13 protein-coding genes and 1 riboswitch are annotated in these 19,667 nt (G+C 48.8%); of the genes, 2 read left to right on the plus strand and 11 right to left on the minus strand.

From position 1 onward, the window contains the following. Nucleotides 1–9 precede the first annotated feature (9 nt). Complete coding sequence (locus tag AOA63_RS12150) at nt 10–240, minus strand: hypothetical protein (protein WP_053959942.1); 231 nt, start codon at nt 238–240, stop codon at nt 10–12. Between the two features lie 506 nt (nt 241–746). On the opposite strand from AOA63_RS12150, the gene tatA reads away from it, so the two are divergent. Continuing rightward, nucleotides 747–962, plus strand: a complete 216-nt coding sequence (tatA, locus tag AOA63_RS12155; RefSeq protein WP_082343943.1) for a twin-arginine translocase TatA/TatE family subunit — start codon at nt 747–749, stop codon at nt 960–962. Between the two features lie 50 nt (nt 963–1,012). Further along, the gene (locus AOA63_RS12160) at nt 1,013–2,233 is read left to right on the plus strand and encodes a beta-ketoacyl-[acyl-carrier-protein] synthase family protein (protein WP_053959944.1); all 1,221 of its coding nucleotides are present in this window, start codon (nt 1,013–1,015) and stop codon (nt 2,231–2,233) included. A gap of 14 nt (nt 2,234–2,247) precedes the next feature. On the opposite strand, the gene AOA63_RS12165 is transcribed toward AOA63_RS12160, so the two are convergent. The 10 genes from AOA63_RS12165 to AOA63_RS12210 all read right to left on the minus strand — a co-directional run bounded on the left by AOA63_RS12165 (nt 2,248) and on the right by AOA63_RS12210 (nt 19,479). After that, nucleotides 2,248–3,849: an AMP-binding protein gene (locus tag AOA63_RS12165; protein WP_053959945.1), complete on the minus strand. Its 1,602-nt coding sequence runs from the start codon at nt 3,847–3,849 to the stop codon at nt 2,248–2,250. Between the two features lie 118 nt (nt 3,850–3,967). After that, on the minus strand, nt 3,968–4,774 hold the full coding sequence (locus AOA63_RS12170) for an SDR family oxidoreductase (RefSeq protein WP_053959946.1): 807 nt from the start codon (nt 4,772–4,774) through the stop codon (nt 3,968–3,970). Between the two features lie 100 nt (nt 4,775–4,874). After that, entirely contained in the window at nt 4,875–6,836 is a 1,962-nt protein-coding gene (locus AOA63_RS12175) for an FAD-dependent oxidoreductase (protein WP_053959947.1), read from the minus strand. Next, nucleotides 6,833–7,993: an acyl-CoA dehydrogenase family protein gene (locus AOA63_RS12180; RefSeq protein ID WP_053959948.1), complete on the minus strand. Its 1,161-nt coding sequence runs from the start codon at nt 7,991–7,993 to the stop codon at nt 6,833–6,835. Before AOA63_RS12180 ends, AOA63_RS12175 begins: the two co-directional genes overlap by 4 nt. A gap of 5 nt (nt 7,994–7,998) precedes the next feature. Further along, a complete protein-coding gene (locus AOA63_RS12185; RefSeq protein ID WP_053959949.1) occupies nt 7,999–9,537 on the minus strand; it encodes an AMP-binding protein in 1,539 nt (512 codons plus the stop codon). Then, nucleotides 9,515–10,888: a 3-phosphoshikimate 1-carboxyvinyltransferase gene (locus AOA63_RS12190; RefSeq protein WP_053959950.1), complete on the minus strand. Its 1,374-nt coding sequence runs from the start codon at nt 10,886–10,888 to the stop codon at nt 9,515–9,517. The genes AOA63_RS12185 and AOA63_RS12190 overlap by 23 nt, the downstream gene beginning before the upstream one ends. 496 nt (nt 10,889–11,384) lie before the next feature. Continuing rightward, nucleotides 11,385–11,449, minus strand: a riboswitch (Fluoride riboswitch). 192 nt (nt 11,450–11,641) lie between these two features. Beyond that, nucleotides 11,642–13,507 (minus strand): alpha/beta hydrolase family protein, encoded by a 1,866-nt coding sequence (locus tag AOA63_RS12195; protein ID WP_197648393.1) that lies wholly within the window; start codon nt 13,505–13,507, stop codon nt 11,642–11,644. Nucleotides 13,508–13,788: 281 nt separating this feature from the next. Continuing rightward, entirely contained in the window at nt 13,789–17,031 is a 3,243-nt protein-coding gene (locus AOA63_RS12200; protein WP_053959951.1) for a DEAD/DEAH box helicase, read from the minus strand. Nucleotides 17,032–17,234: 203 nt separating this feature from the next. Further along, entirely contained in the window at nt 17,235–18,734 is a 1,500-nt protein-coding gene (locus tag AOA63_RS12205) for a hypothetical protein (protein ID WP_053959952.1), read from the minus strand. Further along, a complete protein-coding gene (locus AOA63_RS12210) occupies nt 18,727–19,479 on the minus strand; it encodes an ABC transporter ATP-binding protein (protein ID WP_053959953.1) in 753 nt (250 codons plus the stop codon). Before AOA63_RS12210 ends, AOA63_RS12205 begins: the two co-directional genes overlap by 8 nt. Nucleotides 19,480–19,667: the final 188 nt, after the last annotated feature.

Below are 19,667 nucleotides of genomic sequence, written 5' to 3' on the forward strand. Positions count from 1 at the left end.
CCTAAAAGATCATATTTCTAATGGCTCGTAGAGAATGCGTAAGATGGATGTCGTTTTTGGCCATGCATAACGGTGGCAAATCACCACGTACTCATCATCATAACGAATACGGATGCTTTCTCCTTCCTGACAGGGATAGGTTTGCAGAACCTCTTCTAACTGGATCTTCAAGGCTTGGGCTTCAAAGGCATCAAATTGTTTTAAGTCACGCAAAGCAAAGTCCGACCAAGAAATATGCATGAACGATCATGGCCTCCTGTTGAAAAATGGTGGTGCATAGCAAATGATTGGGGTGGTGTGTCTCTGGCCAGATTGTGACCGGAAAAACATTTTGCATCCGCAACATTTGTCGAACGATGACGATTGTAACCTCTAGGCAACACAAATGCTATTGAAAATAAATGGAAAAACCGGATAAAACAGAAATTACATACATCTCAATAAATATAGGCCTTATAAGCGTTTAAGCCATGTTATCGCCGTGAAGATGTTGGTAGAAGTTTCTTAATGCAACACAATTTGTCGAAAGCATTTTGTGGATAAGTTCCCTTTAACCGAAGACAACTTTAAGCAACGGATTGGCGGTATAATCAACATAGAAAGAGAGTAACGAACACGAAAGAACGACAGTGTTCGAGACCTCTTTTGGGATGTCGATGCGTATGAAACAATCGTAGTGGTCTGTGATTTCGGAACCGTAAAGACATTTAAAGGACCCGAAATGAACCGAAAGGAAGCGACCCATTATGGACGATTTGTTGGCTCCCATGCACATTATCTTGTTATTAGTCGTCGCCCTCTTAGTATTTGGTCCCAAAAGACTGCCGCATTTGGGTTCGGATTTAGCCAAAGGCATTAAAGCCTTCCAACAAGAATTACACGGCTCAACTTCGTTATCAGCAGATGCTTCTTCCGAGAGGGATCACAATACGCATCAGTCTTTAGACGATTCTGGCTCATGATGGGATTATGATTTGCCATTTTCATGTCATAGGATCGAAAGGACAGAGCGATGCCCACGTGTGCCATTACCGGTTTGGGGATAATTTCTTCGTTAGGATTCAGCGTTGATGAGTTTTGGTCTAAGTTGTTAGCAGGACGTCATGCGATAGAACCGGTGGTTATTCCTGGCGAATCATTGCGGATCTGGCAATCTCCTGTAGGAGATGATTTTCATCCCGAACAATTTGTCCAGGATCCGAAAGTTTTGCGTAATGCCAGCCGTTTTAGTTTATATGCTTTAGCAGCCGCCCATGATGCACTGCGTGATGCGGGGTTAGGGGAACTTGATAGTCAACGCACCGGTGTCATTTTAGGGACATCCATGGGCGGCGTTCCAGAACTCGTGGATGCCCAAAGCCGTTATGAGAGCCAGGGAGTTCATAAGGTGCCGGCGCGACTGATGGCCGCGGTCATTCCCAACATGGCGGCGTCTCAAATTGCGATGCAATATCATTTGCATGGTCCCCAATTGACGCTCAGCACAGCGTGTGCCTCAAGCATTGATAGCATAGGTCTGGCGACGTCACTCATTACATCCGGGGCCATAGATGTGGCCATTTGTGGAGGAATGGAAAACCTTCTCACTCCCGTGGTGAGTGCGAGTTTATGGCATGCCCATGCGTTGTCACAAGCTGAGCGAGCAAACGAAGCCTCCATGCCCTTTGATCAACACCGCACCGGTTTCGTCATGGGCGAAGGAGCCGCCGTCGTGATCATTGAATCATTAATCCATGCTAAGGCCCGTAAGGCGCCCATCTTGGCGTATGTTCATGGCTATAGCTCGTTGGCTGATGCCTATCATGTGACAGCACCCGAGCCGTCAGGAATATGGGAAGCGATGGCAATGGAACGCGCTTTAAAATCGTGTGGTTTTTCACCTTCGGATATTGATCTGGTGATGGCTCACGGAACTAGTACCCCCGTTGGCGACCGGGCCGAAATTCGAGCCTTAAATCAAGTGTATGCGCACGCCGACCCCGTTGTTACCTCGATTAAGGGGCATATTGGCCATAGTATGGGAGCATCCGGCGCCATGTCGGTAATTGCCACGGTTAAAGCGATGCATGAAGGCCGGATTCCTGAGACTTTAGGGACCCGGGAGCTCGATGAGGAGGTTAACTTTGATGTGGTGTTACATGAGCCCCGGGCCAAGACGGTTAAGACCGCGCAAGTGAATGCGTTTGGATTTGGTGGCCAAAATGCTTCGCTAATCATTGCGAGTTTTAGCTAAAATGATTTGTTTCCTTAATCGTAACGATGCGGCATCTCTTTAGGTGCGCCATCATGGATCCATTCACGCAGCCGAAACTTTTGGATTTTCCCACTGGGGGTTTTGGGCATTTCGTCAATAATCTCGAGGCGTTCGGGCCAAAATTGCTTGGTTAACCGGCAGCGGTCGAGATAGCTGGTGAGTTCTGCCAAACTCAAATGCGCTCCGGGTTGCAAAACCACGACAGCACAGGCCCGTTGGCCGAGACGGGGGTCGGGAACGCCCACGAGTGCGGCTTCTTTGATGGCAGGATGGCGATATAATAATTCTTCGACATCCGCAATGGGAATTTTTTCACCACCACGGTTAATCATATCGCGGGCGCGTCCGGTAATACGAATATACCCCTCGTCATCCATGATGGCGAGATCGCCTGTTCGAAGCCATCCTCCCGGTTTAAATAGATTTTGCGTCGTCTCAGGGTCATCGAAGTACCCCAGAAAGTTTTGGGGTCCTTTGACTTCCAACTCCCCTTCTGTTCCTGGCGGTACAATTTCCCCTGCTTCGTCGACAATGCGGCAAGACATGTGGGGCACAGGCCGCCCATCGGTCGTATAGGTCTTCTCCAATTCGTCTTCAGGCCGAACCAGTGTCACTAAGGAATTTTCTGACATGCCCCACCCGGCCAAAACATGGACGCCAAGCTGGGTGTGGGCTTTTTCTACCAAAATTCGGGGAATGGGGGCACCCGCACTGATAAAAATCTTTAAGGCTGACAAGTCATGTTGACCGGGATGATAACGGCTCGTTAAGTCACTCAAAAATGGGGTTGCTCCCATCGAAAAGGTGACGCGCCAGCGGGAGAGCAACGAGAGGGCCACGTCGGGATCCCAAATATCTTGATAAACCGCGGGGATTCCTAGAAGAAGAGGAAATAAGACGCCATAGAGGAATCCTGTTTGATGGGCAAAGGGGGATGGCATGAAAATGACGTCGCCATCACCTAAATGCAAAAAATCCTTTTGCAATAAAAGGCCCGTCAACAACGTTCTATGCGAGTGCATGACCCCTTTAGGACGACCGGTTGTGCCCGAAGTGAAGACGATTTCCGCTAAGTCATCTATCGCGGGCAGACTAAGAGGAACGTCCTTGGCATTTTTATGTTGATCGAGAACTTGTTCAAGTGCCGGAAAATCTTGTCCATCCCGCATCCAAATGGTGAGATGAGGAAATTCATCAGCCAAATGCTGCGCCATTTCGGTGAATGTCAAGTGGCGAAAACTCTTGGGCACCACCAACAGTTTGGCATGAGTCTTTTGGAGAATTTGCCGCACTTCATGTTCGCGGAAAATGGGCATAATAGGGCAAATCACGGCTCCTAATTGCCATGTGGCGACGGTTAAGGCGACAAATTCCCAGTTATTCGGTAATTGCACCGCGACCACATCGTGTGCTCTGATTCCGGCATGATACAAGGCCGAGGTGGCCGCTGTAACCCGCTCGGCGAAGGTTTCGTAGGTCCATATGATTTCATCACGTTCTAAACTGTGGTCCACCAGATATAAGGTGCCGGGTTTGGTGTGCACCCACTTATCAAAGTATTGGGGAATGACTTGAAAATCTTGTTGCTGATTCATAAATTCACCGCCTTTGGAATTTTTGACTCTCACTCAACTGGACTGCCTTGATAATCTGAAAATACGATGTCTACCTTGTCTACCTTGTCTACGTTATCTATTGTGTGAGATGTCTTGGCTACTCAGGAGAAATGGCATCATAGCCGGGAGGTGTTAAGGTTAAACCTCCATCGACCACAATGGTCTGCCCGGTAATATAGCGGGCATGATCCGTCGCTAATAACATAATGGCGTCGGCAATGTCTTCAGGACGGGCTAGTTGCCCTAAAGGTGTTTGCCGACTCACATCATCGTGAAAGGATTGCACGGTGTCTTGAGCATAAAAAGTGACCGAGTCCGTATCCACGACTCCTGGTGATAGGGCATTGCATGTAATATGAAAAGGACCGAGTTCCATGGCGATGTATCGCACTAAGCTTTCTAAGGCAGCCTTGCTGGTTCCTAAACTCGCATAGCGCGGAAGGGCAAATCGAGACCCCATACTGCTAATGACAATAATACGGCCGCCATGGGGATTATCTTCCATGAGAGGGCGGCATCGCTGTGCGGCTTTGAGAATGCTGGTGACAACCACATGGAATGTGCGGTCAAAATGATAAGGCGTCAAAGACTCAAGGGGTTTGAATGCGGTAGCGGCGGCATTTCCAATGAAAACGTCTAAATGTCCCCAACGTTCGGTAATCACATCAAAGAGCTGGTCAATCTCCTCGATATTTTCTAAATCCGCGCGGAAAGCAATGGCGTCACGACCCATGGTGCGAATTTGATCGACAACCGCTTCGGCACTTTGGCGATCACGGCGGTAATGGACAATCACGTCAGCCCCCGCCTCAGCCATTGCCAAGGCGGTGGCGCGGCCAATGCCGCGGGAACTTCCCGTAATACAAACTTTTTTTCCGGTGAAATCAATTTCTTTAAAGGGCATGAACAATCCATCCTTTCTCTGAGAAAAATAAGAGGAATAAGATAACTAACTAACCCACAATGAGAAACCAAATAGAAAACTAATCCCATCATGCACCATACTAGGGGCCTTCCTTCACCTGTCCTAAGAGTTGTGCAGCCCAATAACCTTGACGAAAGGAATGCTTAGCATCAATCGTGGCAGGGTTGTTGGCCGCGCCAATGCTGAGTGTGAGAATATGAGACGGAAGGGAGTAAGGCCAAGGATTGGGGATAGATCCCGCACATAAAATAATCTGGTCCGCGTCAACATCGTGGAATTTCCCCAGTGGTTCTTCGTAACGGATTCCTTTATCGGTCACCGCTAACGATTGAAAGGGACCGACGACGTGAACCCCTAAGGCCCGTAATTCTCGGATCCAAATCCACCGTGTCGAAGGTCCCAAACTTCGCCCTAATATGCCCGAACGGCTTAATAAGGTGATGGGGCCATGGTGATGATGCGCGGTAAATATGGCGACATCAATCCCTACGCCTCCTGATCCCACAATGACGACATGACGACTAAGCGGACGTTTTCCTTTTAGGATGTCAATAAATGAGACGACACGCTCATCAGTGATGGGAGCAAATGATGGCCACTGGGGTTGGGATCCTGTCGCTTGAACGACTACATCAAAATTTAACAAGGTGGCTTCATCGGGGGTGGTGCTGGTACGGATCAAGACGCCCAGTCGGTCAAGTTCGGCTTGGTAATAGTCGAGAGTATAGTGAAAGTCTTGCTTGCCGGGAATTTTTGCGGCGAGTGCCAGTTGCCCTCCAATTTCATCGTGTTGTTCAAATAGAACTACCTCGTGACCGAGTTCGCGGGCCCGGCGACTCACTTCAAGTCCTGCGGGACCGCTGCCGACCACAGCAATGCGCTTTACGCGAGATACTTTATGGATGGGTCGATTTTCATGACTACAGCGCGGATTAACAAGACAAGACACGGGTTTCGGATTTTTGGCCAGCACGTGATCCAAACAGGCTTGGTTACATGCGACGCATACATTTAAACGATGAGGGACTAATCCTCGCACTTTATTCCCAAATTGAGGATCGGCCAACCAAGGACGAGCTGCACTAATCACGTCCACTGAACCGTTGTTCAGTACGTGGTGAATAATCTCCCGCGTATTGAGGCGATTAGCGCCCATAATGGGAATGGTGACGGCATGTCGAAGGGCCCAGTAAACGGCTTGGAATGCCCCTTGAGGCACGATAGCAGCGACAGTAGGGACAGAGGATTCATGCCAACCTACGCCGACGTTAAGGGCATGAACACCAGAATCTTGCAACGCCTTGGCGAACCGGATGGTTGCGGTTGAAGGAGTGCCGTCTTCAATAAAATCTTCTCCGGATATGCGGTAGATTACGGCAATTTTGTCCCCAACCGCATCGACAATACCCTGAGCGACGGCTAATGGGAAACGTTGCCGGCGTATTTCATCGCCACCAAAGGCATCGTCGCGGCGATTGGTGAAAGGCGCTAAAAATTCATTGAGAAGATATCCCTCTGATCCCATGATTTCGATGGCATCAAATCCGGCATCATACGCTTGGCGTGCCGCATGCACAAAGGCGTCCAGGGTGCGTTCAATGTCTTCCACTGTCATACTCTGTGGAGTATTTCGCGTCATCGAGCAATATACGGAGCTTGGAGCGAGAGGTTTTAGTCCCGTTTCCGCCTCTTTCGCATAGCGACCGGCATGAAAGAGCTGCACGCCCACTAGTCCGTGACAGCGGTGGATGCGTTCGACAAGCTCAGCCAACATAGCCACATGGTCTGAATCATAAAAGCCGAGCATGTCTTGACCTCCACCCTCTTGGGTGACGGCAACACCACCCAAGGTAATAAGAGCGGCACCGCCACGGATACGTTCCCCATAGAAGGTTCCTAAACGGTCCAGAAACTGCCGGTGTCCTTCGAGTCCCAAATGCATAGATCCCATGACAAGGCGATGGGGTAACACTAAGGGTCCAATAGTCAGAGGCTGGTTTATGATGGCAAGGGGATCGAATCCCGTGGGACTGGTGGTCATGGCTTCGCATTCTCCGTCGCCGGCAGGGGTGAAGACAAGAGAGCCTTGGCAATCGTCACTTTTTGGATTTCGGCTGTTCCTTCTTCAAAGCGTTGAGCCCGGGCATCGCGGTAAATTCGTTCGATTTCAGATCCTTGAAAATATCCTCCACCCCCGTGAATTTGTAAGGCGAGATCGGTCACGCGTTGCAACATTTGACTCCCAAATAGTTTCGCCATCGAGGATTCGGCGGGCGCATGGTGATGCGTTTGCCACTTTTTAGCCGCATATAATGTCAGTTGGCGCGCTGCGGTAATATCTGTGGCCATGTCGGCGAGCCATTCTCGAATGACAGGCCGACTAATCAAGGGTTTTCCAAAAGTCACCCGTTCGTGAGCACGGGCTACAGCCAAGTCCCATGCTCTTTGCGCCAGTCCCACGCAGGTCATGGCAATTCCTATCCGGCTTGGCTCCAAAAATCCTTGAAAGGCAATGTCAAGGCCCTCTCCCTCTTCACCTAACCGACACGAGACGTCAACAGGACAATCGTTCAAAATCAAATGGGCATGGCCGGTGCCGCGCAATCCCATGGCAGGTGGCATCGGTTCTACTATGAGACGGGGCGTATTGCGCGGCACCATGAGGGCAATAGTACCATGATCGCCTTGGGATTTTGCCAAGCGAGCAAACAATAGATACCAATCGGCCGTATCGCCAAAGGTGATGAGCCATTTTTCTCCAGAGACGTAATAGGTATTGCCATCTTTGTAACATGTGGTTTGTATGTCGGTGCCGGTTCCGGCGTTCGGCTCGGTTAAGGTAAAGGCGACGACAATGTCGCCGGCAACTTGAGCCCGCACGAACCGTTCAACTTGTTCTTTAGTAGCCCGTCTGGCCAAAGCCCGCCAGATCCCATTATTTACATGGACGATCATCCGTAAAGATCCATGCATTTGCGAAAATAGTTCTAAAAGCTGCAAATACTGGATGAAATCGAGACCTATTCCTCCATATTCCTGAGGTGCTGCCAGACGCAAGAATCCCTCTTGGCGCAATTCTTGCCATATTTCAGGACCGCACGTTCCTAAATCCTCGATATCGCGTGCCAACTCTGGAGCCCGGTGAAAGACGAAGTGACGAACCTGTTGGGACAACTGTTCATAATCTGCAGAATGCATTGTTCTTAATCTCCTTTAGTCGACAGAGTGTCTGTGAATTGTTGCTTAAGCACATATTTTTGAATCTTGCCGCTGGCTGTGCGAGGTAAGGATTCTAATAGCCAGAGACGTTCTGGCCAGTAGATTTTGGCAATCCCCTTGTCCCTTAAAAACTCGGTAACTTCTTCTAAAGACAATGTGCTGTGGGGCTCAATGACACATGCCAAGCCAATGCGTTCTCCCAAACGCGGGTCAGAAATGCCAAACAACGCAGCATCCACGATTTTGGGGTGAGTATACAACATGTCTTCAAGGACTTTTACCGGAATCTTCTCTCCGCCCCGGTTAATTGCGTCCTGAACACGTCCAGTGAGATGCAAAAATCCCTCGGCATCCAGGTATGCCATATCGCCAGTATCAAAAAATCCTTCGTCGTTGAGCTTTCGCGTTCGTTCTTCAGGCTGGTTCAGGTAGGTGACAAAGGTGTAAGGTGTTTTCACATGTAAACGTCCTTCTTCCCCAGCTGCCCGGATGCGTCCTTGATCATCAACAATACGAAGATGGGTGCCGGGTAAGGGTTTTCCGTCGGTTTGCCAGCCTTTTTCGGGAGGATCTTCCGGTGTGGATACCGTTGCCAAACAGCACTCGGTGGAACCCCAAGCGCCTGACACATGGCACTGAAGGCGCTGGCGGGCTTGCGCGGCTAATTCTCGAGGAACCGGAGCCCCTGTCACAATAAAATAGCGTAGGGAGGAGATTGTTGGAGTGACATCTAACACATCTCGAAGAAATGGGAGAGCCGCCTGAATAAATCGGGGCTGGAAGCGTCTCATGATCTCTTTGATGTGAAGGGGATCCCAGCAGGCTTGATAAATCGCCGCACTGCCTAAATACCATGCTAACATCATGCCATAGAGAAACCCTGTTTGATGGGCAAGGGGGCTGGGAACCCAAACGGTATCATCAGCCCCAAGATGAAGGGAATCGGTGTGCGCTTGAAGGGCCTGAGCCAATGTTCGGTGAGTGTGAACGACACCTTTGGGAACCCCGGTGGTACCAGATGTGAATAGAATTTGGGCAGGAGAGTCGCTTTCCCAACGAAGGTCGGTCAGAGGAGCGCGATGGGCTAGTCCACCAAAATCGTGCCAAATTTGCCCTTTCTTTTCTGGATCGAGAAAAATTTGCTGCACATGAGGCAATTCAGCAAAAGCTACCTGGTAAAGTTTTTGGTAATCCGTTTTGCGCCATGTTTTCCATGCGATGACACAACGTGTCTTTGTTGTTTGGGCGATGAAGTGCAGTTCGTGGCGATTCAGTTGTGGCAGGACAGGACAAGGAATGGCACCGATGTTCCACAATGCTAAGGTTAAAACTGCAAACTCACGGTGGTTGGGCAACTGGTACATCACGACATCGCCCGCTTGGATTTCTCGGCACAAGAGTCCTTGGGAAACTTCCTTGGCCCATTGTCGTAGTTGACCATAGGAAAGAGGGTGCTCCGTATCCGGGGAATAAATAGCGGGTCGTTCGTCAGGGACTTGATTAAGGCGTTCCGGCACAATCATCAACATTTTGCCTCCTTGTGGATTGCAGATCCTCCCCAATAGAGTCTCTGAAGGTATCTGTAAAATCTTCGTCCACGACGTTGGCCTGAAGGCCTAAAGACTGCATCACATCAAGAAATTGAGGATAAGAAATGCGGTAGGCATACCCATGCGAAATCCGTGAAGGAGCATCGGCGTGACTAGCCGCTAAAGCCAATGCCATTAATACCCGATGATCATTGAAAGACGATAACTCGGTTCGATGAAGCCTTTTACCTCCATGAATGACCAGGGTGTTGCCGATTTCTTCAATATGTGCACCCATTTTTCTTAGCTGCAACATGGCTAATACGCGGTTCGATTCTTTATGCCGATTTGATTCGATGTCGGTGATGACGCTGCGACCGGAAGCTGCCGCTGCTAAAACAGCCAATACTGGAAGCAGATCGGGTGTATCGCGGACACTAACCGAAAAGGGTCGGATGTGTCCGTCGGATTCAGCCCATAAAGTGTCGGTTGCATCATGTCTGTGAAGTTTGAGGCCAATGTCCTCTAATAATTTAATAATGGTGCCTTCGGGATGATCTTGGGAGTCGCGGTAGGAGTGAATTTGAAGGCTTCCCCCATGTAAGGCGAGAAAAGCGAGTGGAAACGCCAGTGACGAAAAATCTGGCGGTGCCTGGTAATCCCTGGCTTTAAGACTCTGAGGGGCAATGATGAACTCATGGCGCTCCCAATCAACAGAACCTTTTAAACCGAACAGGGTCATCATGCGCCATGTCAATTGCACATAAGGTTCTTCCGCAACGGGCGGCGAGATGCGTAAAGATGTGGGCCTTGAAGCAAACGGTGATACCAGAAGAAGACTCGATGCCCACTGACTTAACAGTCCAGGAATGGTAATGTCTCCACCTTTTGGGGCACCTGGAAGGATGGTTACGGGCAATGAATAACCACGGGATTGCCAGGCAATGCCATATCGTGAGAAGGCTTGGAGTAGAGGTTTGAGGGGACGCCGACTTAAATTGGGCGAACCGATCATGGTGAGGGGATGAGGCGAGAGGGAGCACAGAGCGAGAAGAAATTGAGCGGTGGAACCGGAACTGCCAACTCTCACATAACCTCTTGGGGGAGAAAACGCTTGCCCCTTAACGTGATACCCCTCTGACACGTTGTCTATGGGGATCCCCAAATCTCGTAGAGCTCTTAAGGTATGGCGAACGTGTAAGGCAGTTGATGAACCGGAAATGACGGAGTGCCCGTGACTAAGTGCTGCGAGAATTAAGGCACGGTGTAAATGATATTTTGACGGAGGAACATCTAGGGATCCGGTGACTTCAGTGTGTAATGGGTTAACCCGTAACCAATGCATAATCGTACCCCCTTTACTCCTAGAATGGTTTCCATGACATATTGTGTTGCTTTTCTACCTTTAACAGGACCAGTCTTAATAAGACCCGTGGGATCAGTAAACACACCGGTGAAATCTTGCACCAGATAGGAAAAATCCGCGAAAAATCCATATCATTACATGGTGACATGCTCTTCATGCACATGTATTCATCGACTGATTTTTGTATTCCCATGAGCACAGAGCAGTTTTTTACGTGGAAATCCCGATTTGTTCCACGAACACGTCAACCCCATGATGTCGTAATCCTGGTACTGGGGCTCGTAATCAGTGCGAAGAATGATGTCTTACACTGTTGATCAAGTGTACTCACCGATTGCGAAATGACTATGGAATTGGAAAACTTTTACTAAGTGTAGCATAACATATCCAAAATATTCAACCAATGGCGCAAGTCCACGATGCATCCTATTATTACAGTAGTGAAAAAAGAATAAAAAATGACACCTCCTCCTATGTGGAGATAGGTGTCATTAGCTTAAAATTAAGCGGTTAATGGTCAACACCATGACCAATCAATTTAACGACATTGTACGTTATATAGACAACATTTGACAATATGTGGTCTGTCGCCCTCGTTGTGTAAGTATATTTTTATACCGGAACGCTGTCTATAATAGGACAATTTTTCCGAGTACAACCTTTCTGCCCTAGCCCAGATTTTCGATGTGTACCGGTTCAATGTCTTCCGGTAACGCAAATCCTAGAACACGGCTATAAAAATATAATTCGGCCTCTATAGCACGTTTGATATTGGGGGCCTGTCGAAAATCCATGTCCTTCTTCAGGAAAAGCGATGTAGGCCACCGGGACATGATTTTTCCTCAGCTTCTCAACCATTATTTCTGCTTGATTGGGAAGGACGATTTTGTCATCAAGACCTTGGAAAAAGATGACGGGGGTGTGGATTTGGCCCGCATGAAATAAAGGAGATCGTGCACGGTAGATGGCTTCTGCCTCCGGCCAAGGGCCGACCATACTGTCCATATACCGAGACTCGAATTTGTGTGTCTCACGAGCTAAAGCTCCGAGGTCACTGACACCGTAATAACTGGCGCCGGCCCGAAATACATCGCGAAATGCTAAGCAGGCTAAGGTGGTAAAGCCTCCCGCACTGCCTCCCCTAATCACCATGCGCTTCCCATCCACGAGTCCCTGCTCGGCTAAATATAAAGCGGCCTGTGTACAGTCTTCCACATCGACAACTCCCCATTGTCCGGCGAGTCGCTGACGATATGCGCGCCCATAACCGCTTGAACCGCCATAATCGATATCCGCCACAGCAAATCCGCGTGTGGTCCAATACTGCATGGCTAGCTGAAACAGTGGCGTGCCGCTGCTAGTGGGCCCTCCATGGCAAACCACAATCAGGGGCGGTTTTTCATCCGAAGGTCCTTCAAAGGCATGATTTTTAGGGAGATAAAACTGCATGTAAGCTTCTTGATTATGAGACGTTGGAAAGGTTAAGAAAGAGGGTACGCTGATATCTTCCGAATTCATGTTCATATTTTGTGAGTGTTTGATGATTTCAGGTTCTCTATGATTTTCATCCCACAACACTAAGGCAGCGGGTTCTTGCCACGAACCGGCAATCATCGCCACGCGCTGATTGTGGGTGACAGGTAAGGAAAAATACGTATACGACGTTTTGATTTCTGTCAAATTGTGGGTTTGGATATCAATCAATCCAAAATGCTTTGAACCATTTTCGGTATACACAGCGATAATTTGGTCTGGCGTTAAATAACCGTAAGTCGTGATACCAAAAACCCATGAGGGGATGGCAAAATCGGCAGCCATGGGGTATAACGGCTGAGCTGTGTCATTAACCCATTGATAGAGATTCCACCATCCACTTTTATCAGATATGAACGTGAGAACGCCCGTGGGTGAGAATATGGGTTGGACAATCGATTCGTTTGGTGAACCTTGAAGGCGCCGGGGCTGGATGATGTGGCCTTCTGGACTCAAATCAGCCAGCCAAAGTTCTGTTCCGTCCCACGGCATTTGGGGATGATTCCAGGCCAGCCATGTGAGCTGACGACCGTCTGGACTTAAACGAGGATCGCTATAAAAATCATGACCGGAAACCAACACTGTGCCGCAGTCATCGCCTTCGGGATTGATGCTGACAATCGTCGTCATGGCTTGGATGTCAGATAGCCTGTGATCTTCTCGAATCGCGATAATTCGGTGATGCACGCTATCAAAAATCATATCGGCATAGCGAATAGGGAGATCTATGGTGATCGGTTCGGGTTTTCCTCCCTGAATTTGACGATAGAGACGTTGGTCAGGAAAATTGCAAAAGAAAATGTCCCCATTATGGACAACATAAGCCCGCCCACCGTATTCATGCGCTCTCGTACGAGCGTTAAAACCAGGTGGTGTCATGTCTTGAATTTCTTGGGTACGTGGATCGAAACGTACAATGACATTGCGCCCTTCTTCTTGAGGTCGGGTTTCGATCCAATAAAGCATGTCTCCACCCCATTGTAGTTGATCGAATGAAACGGTGTCTTGAGTGAGCATATCCGTACTAACGGGAGAGCTCCACGATCCATAAGATTTTACAATCAACGTCTAATCTCCTTCCTACTTGCAAAATTTTACGTTACTCCGCACGAATTCTTTGACACCTTATGAGTGATGATCAGCCGACCGATACGGTCAGCTCAGATCACATTTAAGAGGCGTTTCCCGCTCTTTTTGTGACAGCTCATCCCTAAAACTGGGGTGAGCGACGACCTCGAAGGTCATCCACCTTTCGGATTTCAGATTGAATCATGCTACGGCTTCGAGACTCACATATTTTAAGATGGATGCATCAGATACGCGCGCGTACCCCTGTCAGCTAAACGTTAAAGCTGCAAAATTTCGCGAATGTCGTCTTCGGAAAGAAGAGGCAGGTCCTCGCCTTGCGGGTTAATGACTTGATCAATGAGATCACGTTTTTTTTGCTGTAACGCATAGATCTTTTCTTCTATTGTGCCTTGCGTGATGAGACGGATGACTTGCACCACATTTTTCTGGCCGATACGGTGGGCCCGGTCGGTGGCTTGGGATTCGACAGCCGGATTCCACCATAAATCATAGAGAATGACCGTGTCGGCTCCGGTTAGATTCAGTCCTGTGCCTCCGGCTTTTAACGAAATGAGAAAGATGGAGCGCTCTTTTTGGTTAAATCGGTTGACAAGATGAAGTCGCTCTTGGGCAGGCGTATTCCCATCGAGCAAGAAATAGGGCCATTGTCGTTGGTCGAAGGCCTGGGCCATGAGGGCCAGCATGCTCGTAAATTGGGAGAAAATCAACAAATGGTGGCCTGCTTGCAGTGCCTCATCAACCAGTTCGATTAACAAGTCGAGTTTGGCGGATTCTCCCTCATAGTTTTCGAGAAAAAGGCCAGGATGGCAACAAATTTGGCGTAAACGCGTTAAGGCGGATAAGATTTTGATTCGGCTTTTTTGAAACCCGGCTTGTTCTAGCTCCTTGCGAGCTTCGGTTTGTACCTTTTCTAAATAGGCCAGATACACCTTTTTTTGCTCCCGGTTGAGTTCCGTCGTCTGCACCGATTCGATTTTATCGGGTAATTCTTTTAACACATCGTGTTTGAGCCGGCGCAGAATAAACGGACGAACGCGGCGGGCAACTTGCTCGGGTTTCATGCGGGAAAACTTTTGGCGGCTTCCCAATAGCTCTGGAAAGATGATATGAAAAATGGACCAGAGGTCATTCAGCGAATTCTCAAGGGGCGTACCCGTCAGGGCAAACCGTCTCGGGCTTTTGATGTGAGAAGCAGCTTGCGCGACTTGTGTCCCCGCATTTTTCAGAGTTTGGGCTTCATCAAAAATGACGGCATGAAACATCTGATCCCGGTAATAATCCCTATCCCGCCGCAACAAGGGATACGAGGTGATGAACACATCAACCATCTCCTCGTCCGCCTGCTTCCACTGCCGTTGCCGGTCTTGGGGATCGCCGGCGACGACGAGGGTGCGTAAGCTCGGGGCAAACATGGCCAATTCATGATGCCAATTGTAAATTAACGAGGCGGGAGCCACCACCAAGGCAGGATGATGCCAGGAATTTGATTCGCGTTCCGATAATAAATAGGCAATACTTTGTAGCGTTTTACCAAGCCCCATGTCATCGGCTAACACGCCCCCAAAGCGGTATTGACTCAACATTTTCATCCACAGAAATCCGGTCACTTGGTAATCGCGTAAGGTCGCTTGAAGGGATTTGGGCGGAGTAATGTCCAAGTTATCGGGATGGCGTAAATCATCGAGCCAACGCCGGAGTGATTTGCCAATAGAGAGGGACGCCTGCTGGGTGGGATCGGCATCGATAAGGGGAACAGCCTGGACAATAGACAGGGTAAGGGGTTTTTCGCTGAGTTCTACGGGATCCACATCTAGCTGGTCGATGACACGTGCCGTGGCCTGAAAATGCTCCTCTTCTAAAGACAGCAAACGCCCATCTGTTAACCGGTGATACCGTCTTTTTTCTTTGAGGGACCGAAGAAGTTGTCTCACGTCATCTTCCGCCAGGTCGCCGCAATCAAAGGATACATCAAGCCATGATTTTTCCGCATCCGTATCGAGCCTCAGCTTTGGAGGATAGGTTGGACGGTATACCGGAGCAAAGGCTTCGCTGATGTGCACATCGGCCCATGTTTTCAGCTCTTTAAGCCCGGTTTGCATAAACTCGTAGATAGCGTCTTCGTCCGTGAGGAGGAATTGGCTCTCGTCTTGTACAAAACCATAACGCAGGAGTTTGGCGACGCATTGCGCTTCTTGGACGCGGTCACGGTGGATAATTTGTTGGGAGTGTTCCCTTTCTAAATCTCCATGCACAATGACGGACGGACCGTAAACATAATGCAAGAGGGCTTGGATTTGATCCCCATCCCAGTCCAGGTAAATGCGAGGTTGAAGCGGGTCAGAAATAATTTGGGAAGAAATTTCGGGGGCGATTTGCAAGGTCCCAAGTTGTTCTAACGACGGCAAGATGGTGGTGACGACTTGTTCCACGTCGTCTTGGGATAACGGAATTTGGACATGAGAGGAGGTACTGGGCAAGTTGAGCAATTGGTGTAAGACCTTGGCATGGTTTGGGGCTAAGGGATAAATCGTGGAACCGGCGACAGCGCACGCGTATTCAGGTAAAATCGTGGCTTGCGGTTTATCAAAGGAGAGAAGATATTCTCCTTCCTGGGCTGCATTTAAGCGAAAAACGAGCGGTAACGGATCGGGACTCCATTCAATTTTTTGCCCGGCCAAGGCCCAGAAAACCTCAACGTGCGGCCATAATGGCAAGAATTTGGGCCACATGACGGGCAAAATGGGCATCTTCCGCTCTGATCCCAAGGAATAGCGCGTTTCGCTGATGTAGAATTGCTGACGAAAAAAGTCAAACTGGCTCAAGATTTGTAACAGCAAATCAATGACGGCCCAGTCTTCCGGCCGAAATTGGTGTATTTTCGGGTTATAGGTAAATCGTTTGGTAAAGACGTGAGCACGCCCTGCTTGAATGTCTTCTAAGAATTGAGCCAGTTTAGGAATCACATAAAGATGCTGATCATTCCCCACTTTCATCTCGAGGGTAAAAATGGGGTCATAGATATTGAAAGGCATGTCCAAGAAAAATTGAACGCGAAGCGTTTCTTTTGATGACGGAGACGCGGTAGGAAGGACATCTTGAGCGCGAAAACTCTCAAAAAACTGGCGTACGAGCCGGGATGAGGCTGGTTTGGCAGAGGAGGGCGAATTTGACCGCGCCTTGGTCTCAGGGACTTCTCTCTTAGAAGACGACAAGGCAATGAGAACGGCGGCTATATGTTTGCAGCCACCATATTGCCAAAACGCAGGACACGTGCAAGACCCTTCGCGGAAATATCCTGTGGGGTCGATCGTCAATTGAACATGATAGGGCGCACTGCCTTGTACGGTTGCGTGAATGGTTCCAGGACTTAAAGAATCCTCCCTGATGTCAACGACACGGTGAGCTTTGACATATTGCATCCCGCGCTGGTAAAAAGTAGAACCTATCCGATTGATAATGTCTTGTGGGCTCATCGTAACGGAAATGGACACTTGGGACATGAAAAACCTCCTCGAATATGGACAACCCCAATTCCCCTCAACGTTGTTTCATAGCAAATCCATGGAATGCATCTTGTCGCTGAGTGATGCGATGTGAATTGTTTTGAGGATATCACGAAATCGTGGGTTTAGGTGAATGCCAAAAATCTAATCCCCCCATATGATGGCCATGAGCATATTCTCTTGGTGCAATCCTTGTATTCTTAGGAGAAGGTCCGGGAAGATGACGTTTTTTCACGGCGGTAGTATTGCCATAGGACGCTGAATAACACGAAAGGGATCAAAGGCGTCCATGCCATATGATGCATTACGGCGGCAAAAACTAGGACGATTCCTGAGGCTATAACGGCAGCGGCATGATAGTTCTCGGCGGTTTGTTGGCTATGAAGACTTTTGAGGACGGCAACGCCTTCTGCCAAGACCCACGCCAAAATCAAGGAACTGGCAACGAGGAGATGCATGGCCGTAAAGGGTATGCCGAGGGGCAAAATTACCCAGAGAATTAATGTAAGAAGCCATACTGTGAAGACGGGGAGAATACTGCTTTGAATGAACCGCATGACGATAGGTTCTGGCCAAAATTGATAAAGAAAAGGATTGGTCATATCCTCGATAAAAAATTGTGCCAGGTGTCCTCGGCGGAATCGGTAGGCGATAAAGAGCCAGAACAGCCAAGCCCAGTGATTGGACGTTTTTCCCAACAAGATGAGGGCCGATCGAAATAATAAGGATAACTCCACTAACGTGAACAGAAAACGAGGACGGCGCACAAGCGTAATCACAAAGCGCCCTAACTCGAAGTAGGGTTCGGGCCACGAGGGAAGATGACCGATAACCCGGTGTCCCGCTAAACGTCTTTGGTTACGAATTTGCTGAACCAAATCGCGATTGGGCAAATAAATGATTCCTAGGTCCTGGATATCGGCATAAAGGCCACTGGCTTCGTGCACGCTTATGAGATTAATGCGCGAAGAGATCATAACGGCTATAAACCAAAGAATTCCTAGGGCAATAGATAACTCCACGAAGTGAGCAGGCAAGGGATCGACCCTTTGGGCTAGCATGATAAATTGCTGGTGAAAGGGCAAGACGAGGAGAAGAAGAGAAACGAGAACCGCGAGCCAAAAATATCTGTAGGGCTTGGCAGGCCGTGAAAAATGGAGGGCGGCAATGATCCATCCACTAGTGTTGGCAGCAAGCATCCATAACGCCCAAGAAATGGCCAAGGCTCTTTGGTGGGGATCGTGAACGAACGCGGCCCCAAGCGAGGCGATCAATAGGGTAAGAAGTACCAGGCGAAATTGTCTCGGAACCAGATAAAAGGGCATGAAAGCACGGGCAGAGATTGGTGAGGTGATGGCCCATTCGAGATCACCATGGTTCAAATACAAGGGGGAGCGGGAAGCCGTGAGCGTGATACTGATTATGGCGGATATAATGGCAACCGGTGGCATCACAACACTGATGGGAACGTGGAGACTATGACCACTATGCCACAATAAAGTTAAGAGTCCGGAATAACTGACGGCGACCCAAATGCCTCCAAAGGCAATGAGATAAAAGACATAGAGGCGGGAAAAAATGTCGCGGTCATTGGGATCAATGCCTACATTGCGTAACCAATAAAGACTTTGCGAGCGAAATCGCCGCCAATGAATTATGCTCAGCATTTGCCAGCTTGTTGTGGGACTGTGTCTATTCACGGACGATCTCCATTTGTGGGGGATTCTTGAAAAGGCTCTGACTCAAACGGTAGGGTAAACTCGCCACGGAACCCGGATACTGGTTTTTGACGGGTTCCCATGATTCATCAAGAAGGATACGACCCTGATTGAGGAATACCAAATGGTCGGGTTCAATGACTTCGGGCAATAAATGGGTGCTGGCAACAACGGTCATATGCTCTTCTTGGCACAATTGTTTCAAAATCGTGGCAAGATGAGATTGGGATGTGGGATCAAGAGGACCAAACGGTTCATCCAATAACAAAAGAGCGGGTTTAACAATGAGGGTGAGCAACACCGCCAGTTTATATTGCATCCCACGGGAATAGCTGACAGGATAGGTATTTTGATGCTGATCCAAGAAGAAAATTCGAAACAATTCGTGGGCTTTAGATTCCCAGTTGTTGAGGTGGTGTAATGTGGCAATAAGCTGCGCATGTTCCCATGCTGTCAGTTCTGCGTAAAACACCGGTGTATCCGGAACAAATTTGATGCGGGAGCGCAAGACGCGTTCATTGTGTTCCGCATTACTGCCTTCAATTACGATCGATCCCTGTGTGGGGCGCATCCACATGGCTAAACAGCGGAGTAAGGTAGATTTTCCGGCGCCGTTTTCTCCGAGTAATATCCAATATTCGCCCCGTGGGATTTTCAAAGACACATGCTGTAAAGCTTGGTAGCTACCGTATTTAACCGAAACATCATTGACTTCGATCTGAACCACGTTCGTCATACCCCTTTAGTGAGCCATTAGACGATGAAGAGATATTATGCATCAAGACGATTGTTCTTGAAACGTTAAATATTCATTAATCGTATGATATCGAAGAACGGGATGTATTAAAGCGGTGTTAAAAAAATTTTTGTGGTGACCCGTCAAAACATGTTCTTGTTTGAGAGGATTAAGACAGA

This window comes from Sulfobacillus thermosulfidooxidans (genome assembly GCF_001280565.1).
Classification (GTDB): domain Bacteria; phylum Bacillota; class Sulfobacillia; order Sulfobacillales; family Sulfobacillaceae; genus Sulfobacillus; species Sulfobacillus thermosulfidooxidans_A.

What these genes read in the sequence shown, in the direction of transcription:
- AOA63_RS12160 (WP_053959944.1), top strand. Translation starts at nt 1,013, where the DNA reads ATGCCCACGTGTGCCATTACCGGTTTGGGGATAATTTCTTCGTTAGGA.
- AOA63_RS12180 (WP_053959948.1), bottom strand. Translation starts at nt 7,993, where the DNA reads ATGCATTCTGCAGATTATGAACAGTTGTCCCAACAGGTTCGTCACTTC.
- AOA63_RS12170 (WP_053959946.1), bottom strand. Translation starts at nt 4,774, where the DNA reads ATGCCCTTTAAAGAAATTGATTTCACCGGAAAAAAAGTTTGTATTACG.
- AOA63_RS12150 (WP_053959942.1), bottom strand. Translation starts at nt 240, where the DNA reads ATGCATATTTCTTGGTCGGACTTTGCTTTGCGTGACTTAAAACAATTT.
- AOA63_RS12175 (WP_053959947.1), bottom strand. Translation starts at nt 6,836, where the DNA reads ATGACCACCAGTCCCACGGGATTCGATCCCCTTGCCATCATAAACCAG.
- AOA63_RS12190 (WP_053959950.1), bottom strand. Translation starts at nt 10,888, where the DNA reads ATGCATTGGTTACGGGTTAACCCATTACACACTGAAGTCACCGGATCC.
- AOA63_RS12200 (WP_053959951.1), bottom strand. Translation starts at nt 17,031, where the DNA reads ATGTCCCAAGTGTCCATTTCCGTTACGATGAGCCCACAAGACATTATC.
- AOA63_RS12165 (WP_053959945.1), bottom strand. Translation starts at nt 3,849, where the DNA reads ATGAATCAGCAACAAGATTTTCAAGTCATTCCCCAATACTTTGATAAG.
- tatA (WP_082343943.1), top strand. Translation starts at nt 747, where the DNA reads ATGGACGATTTGTTGGCTCCCATGCACATTATCTTGTTATTAGTCGTC.
- AOA63_RS12185 (WP_053959949.1), bottom strand. Translation starts at nt 9,537, where the DNA reads ATGATTGTGCCGGAACGCCTTAATCAAGTCCCTGACGAACGACCCGCT.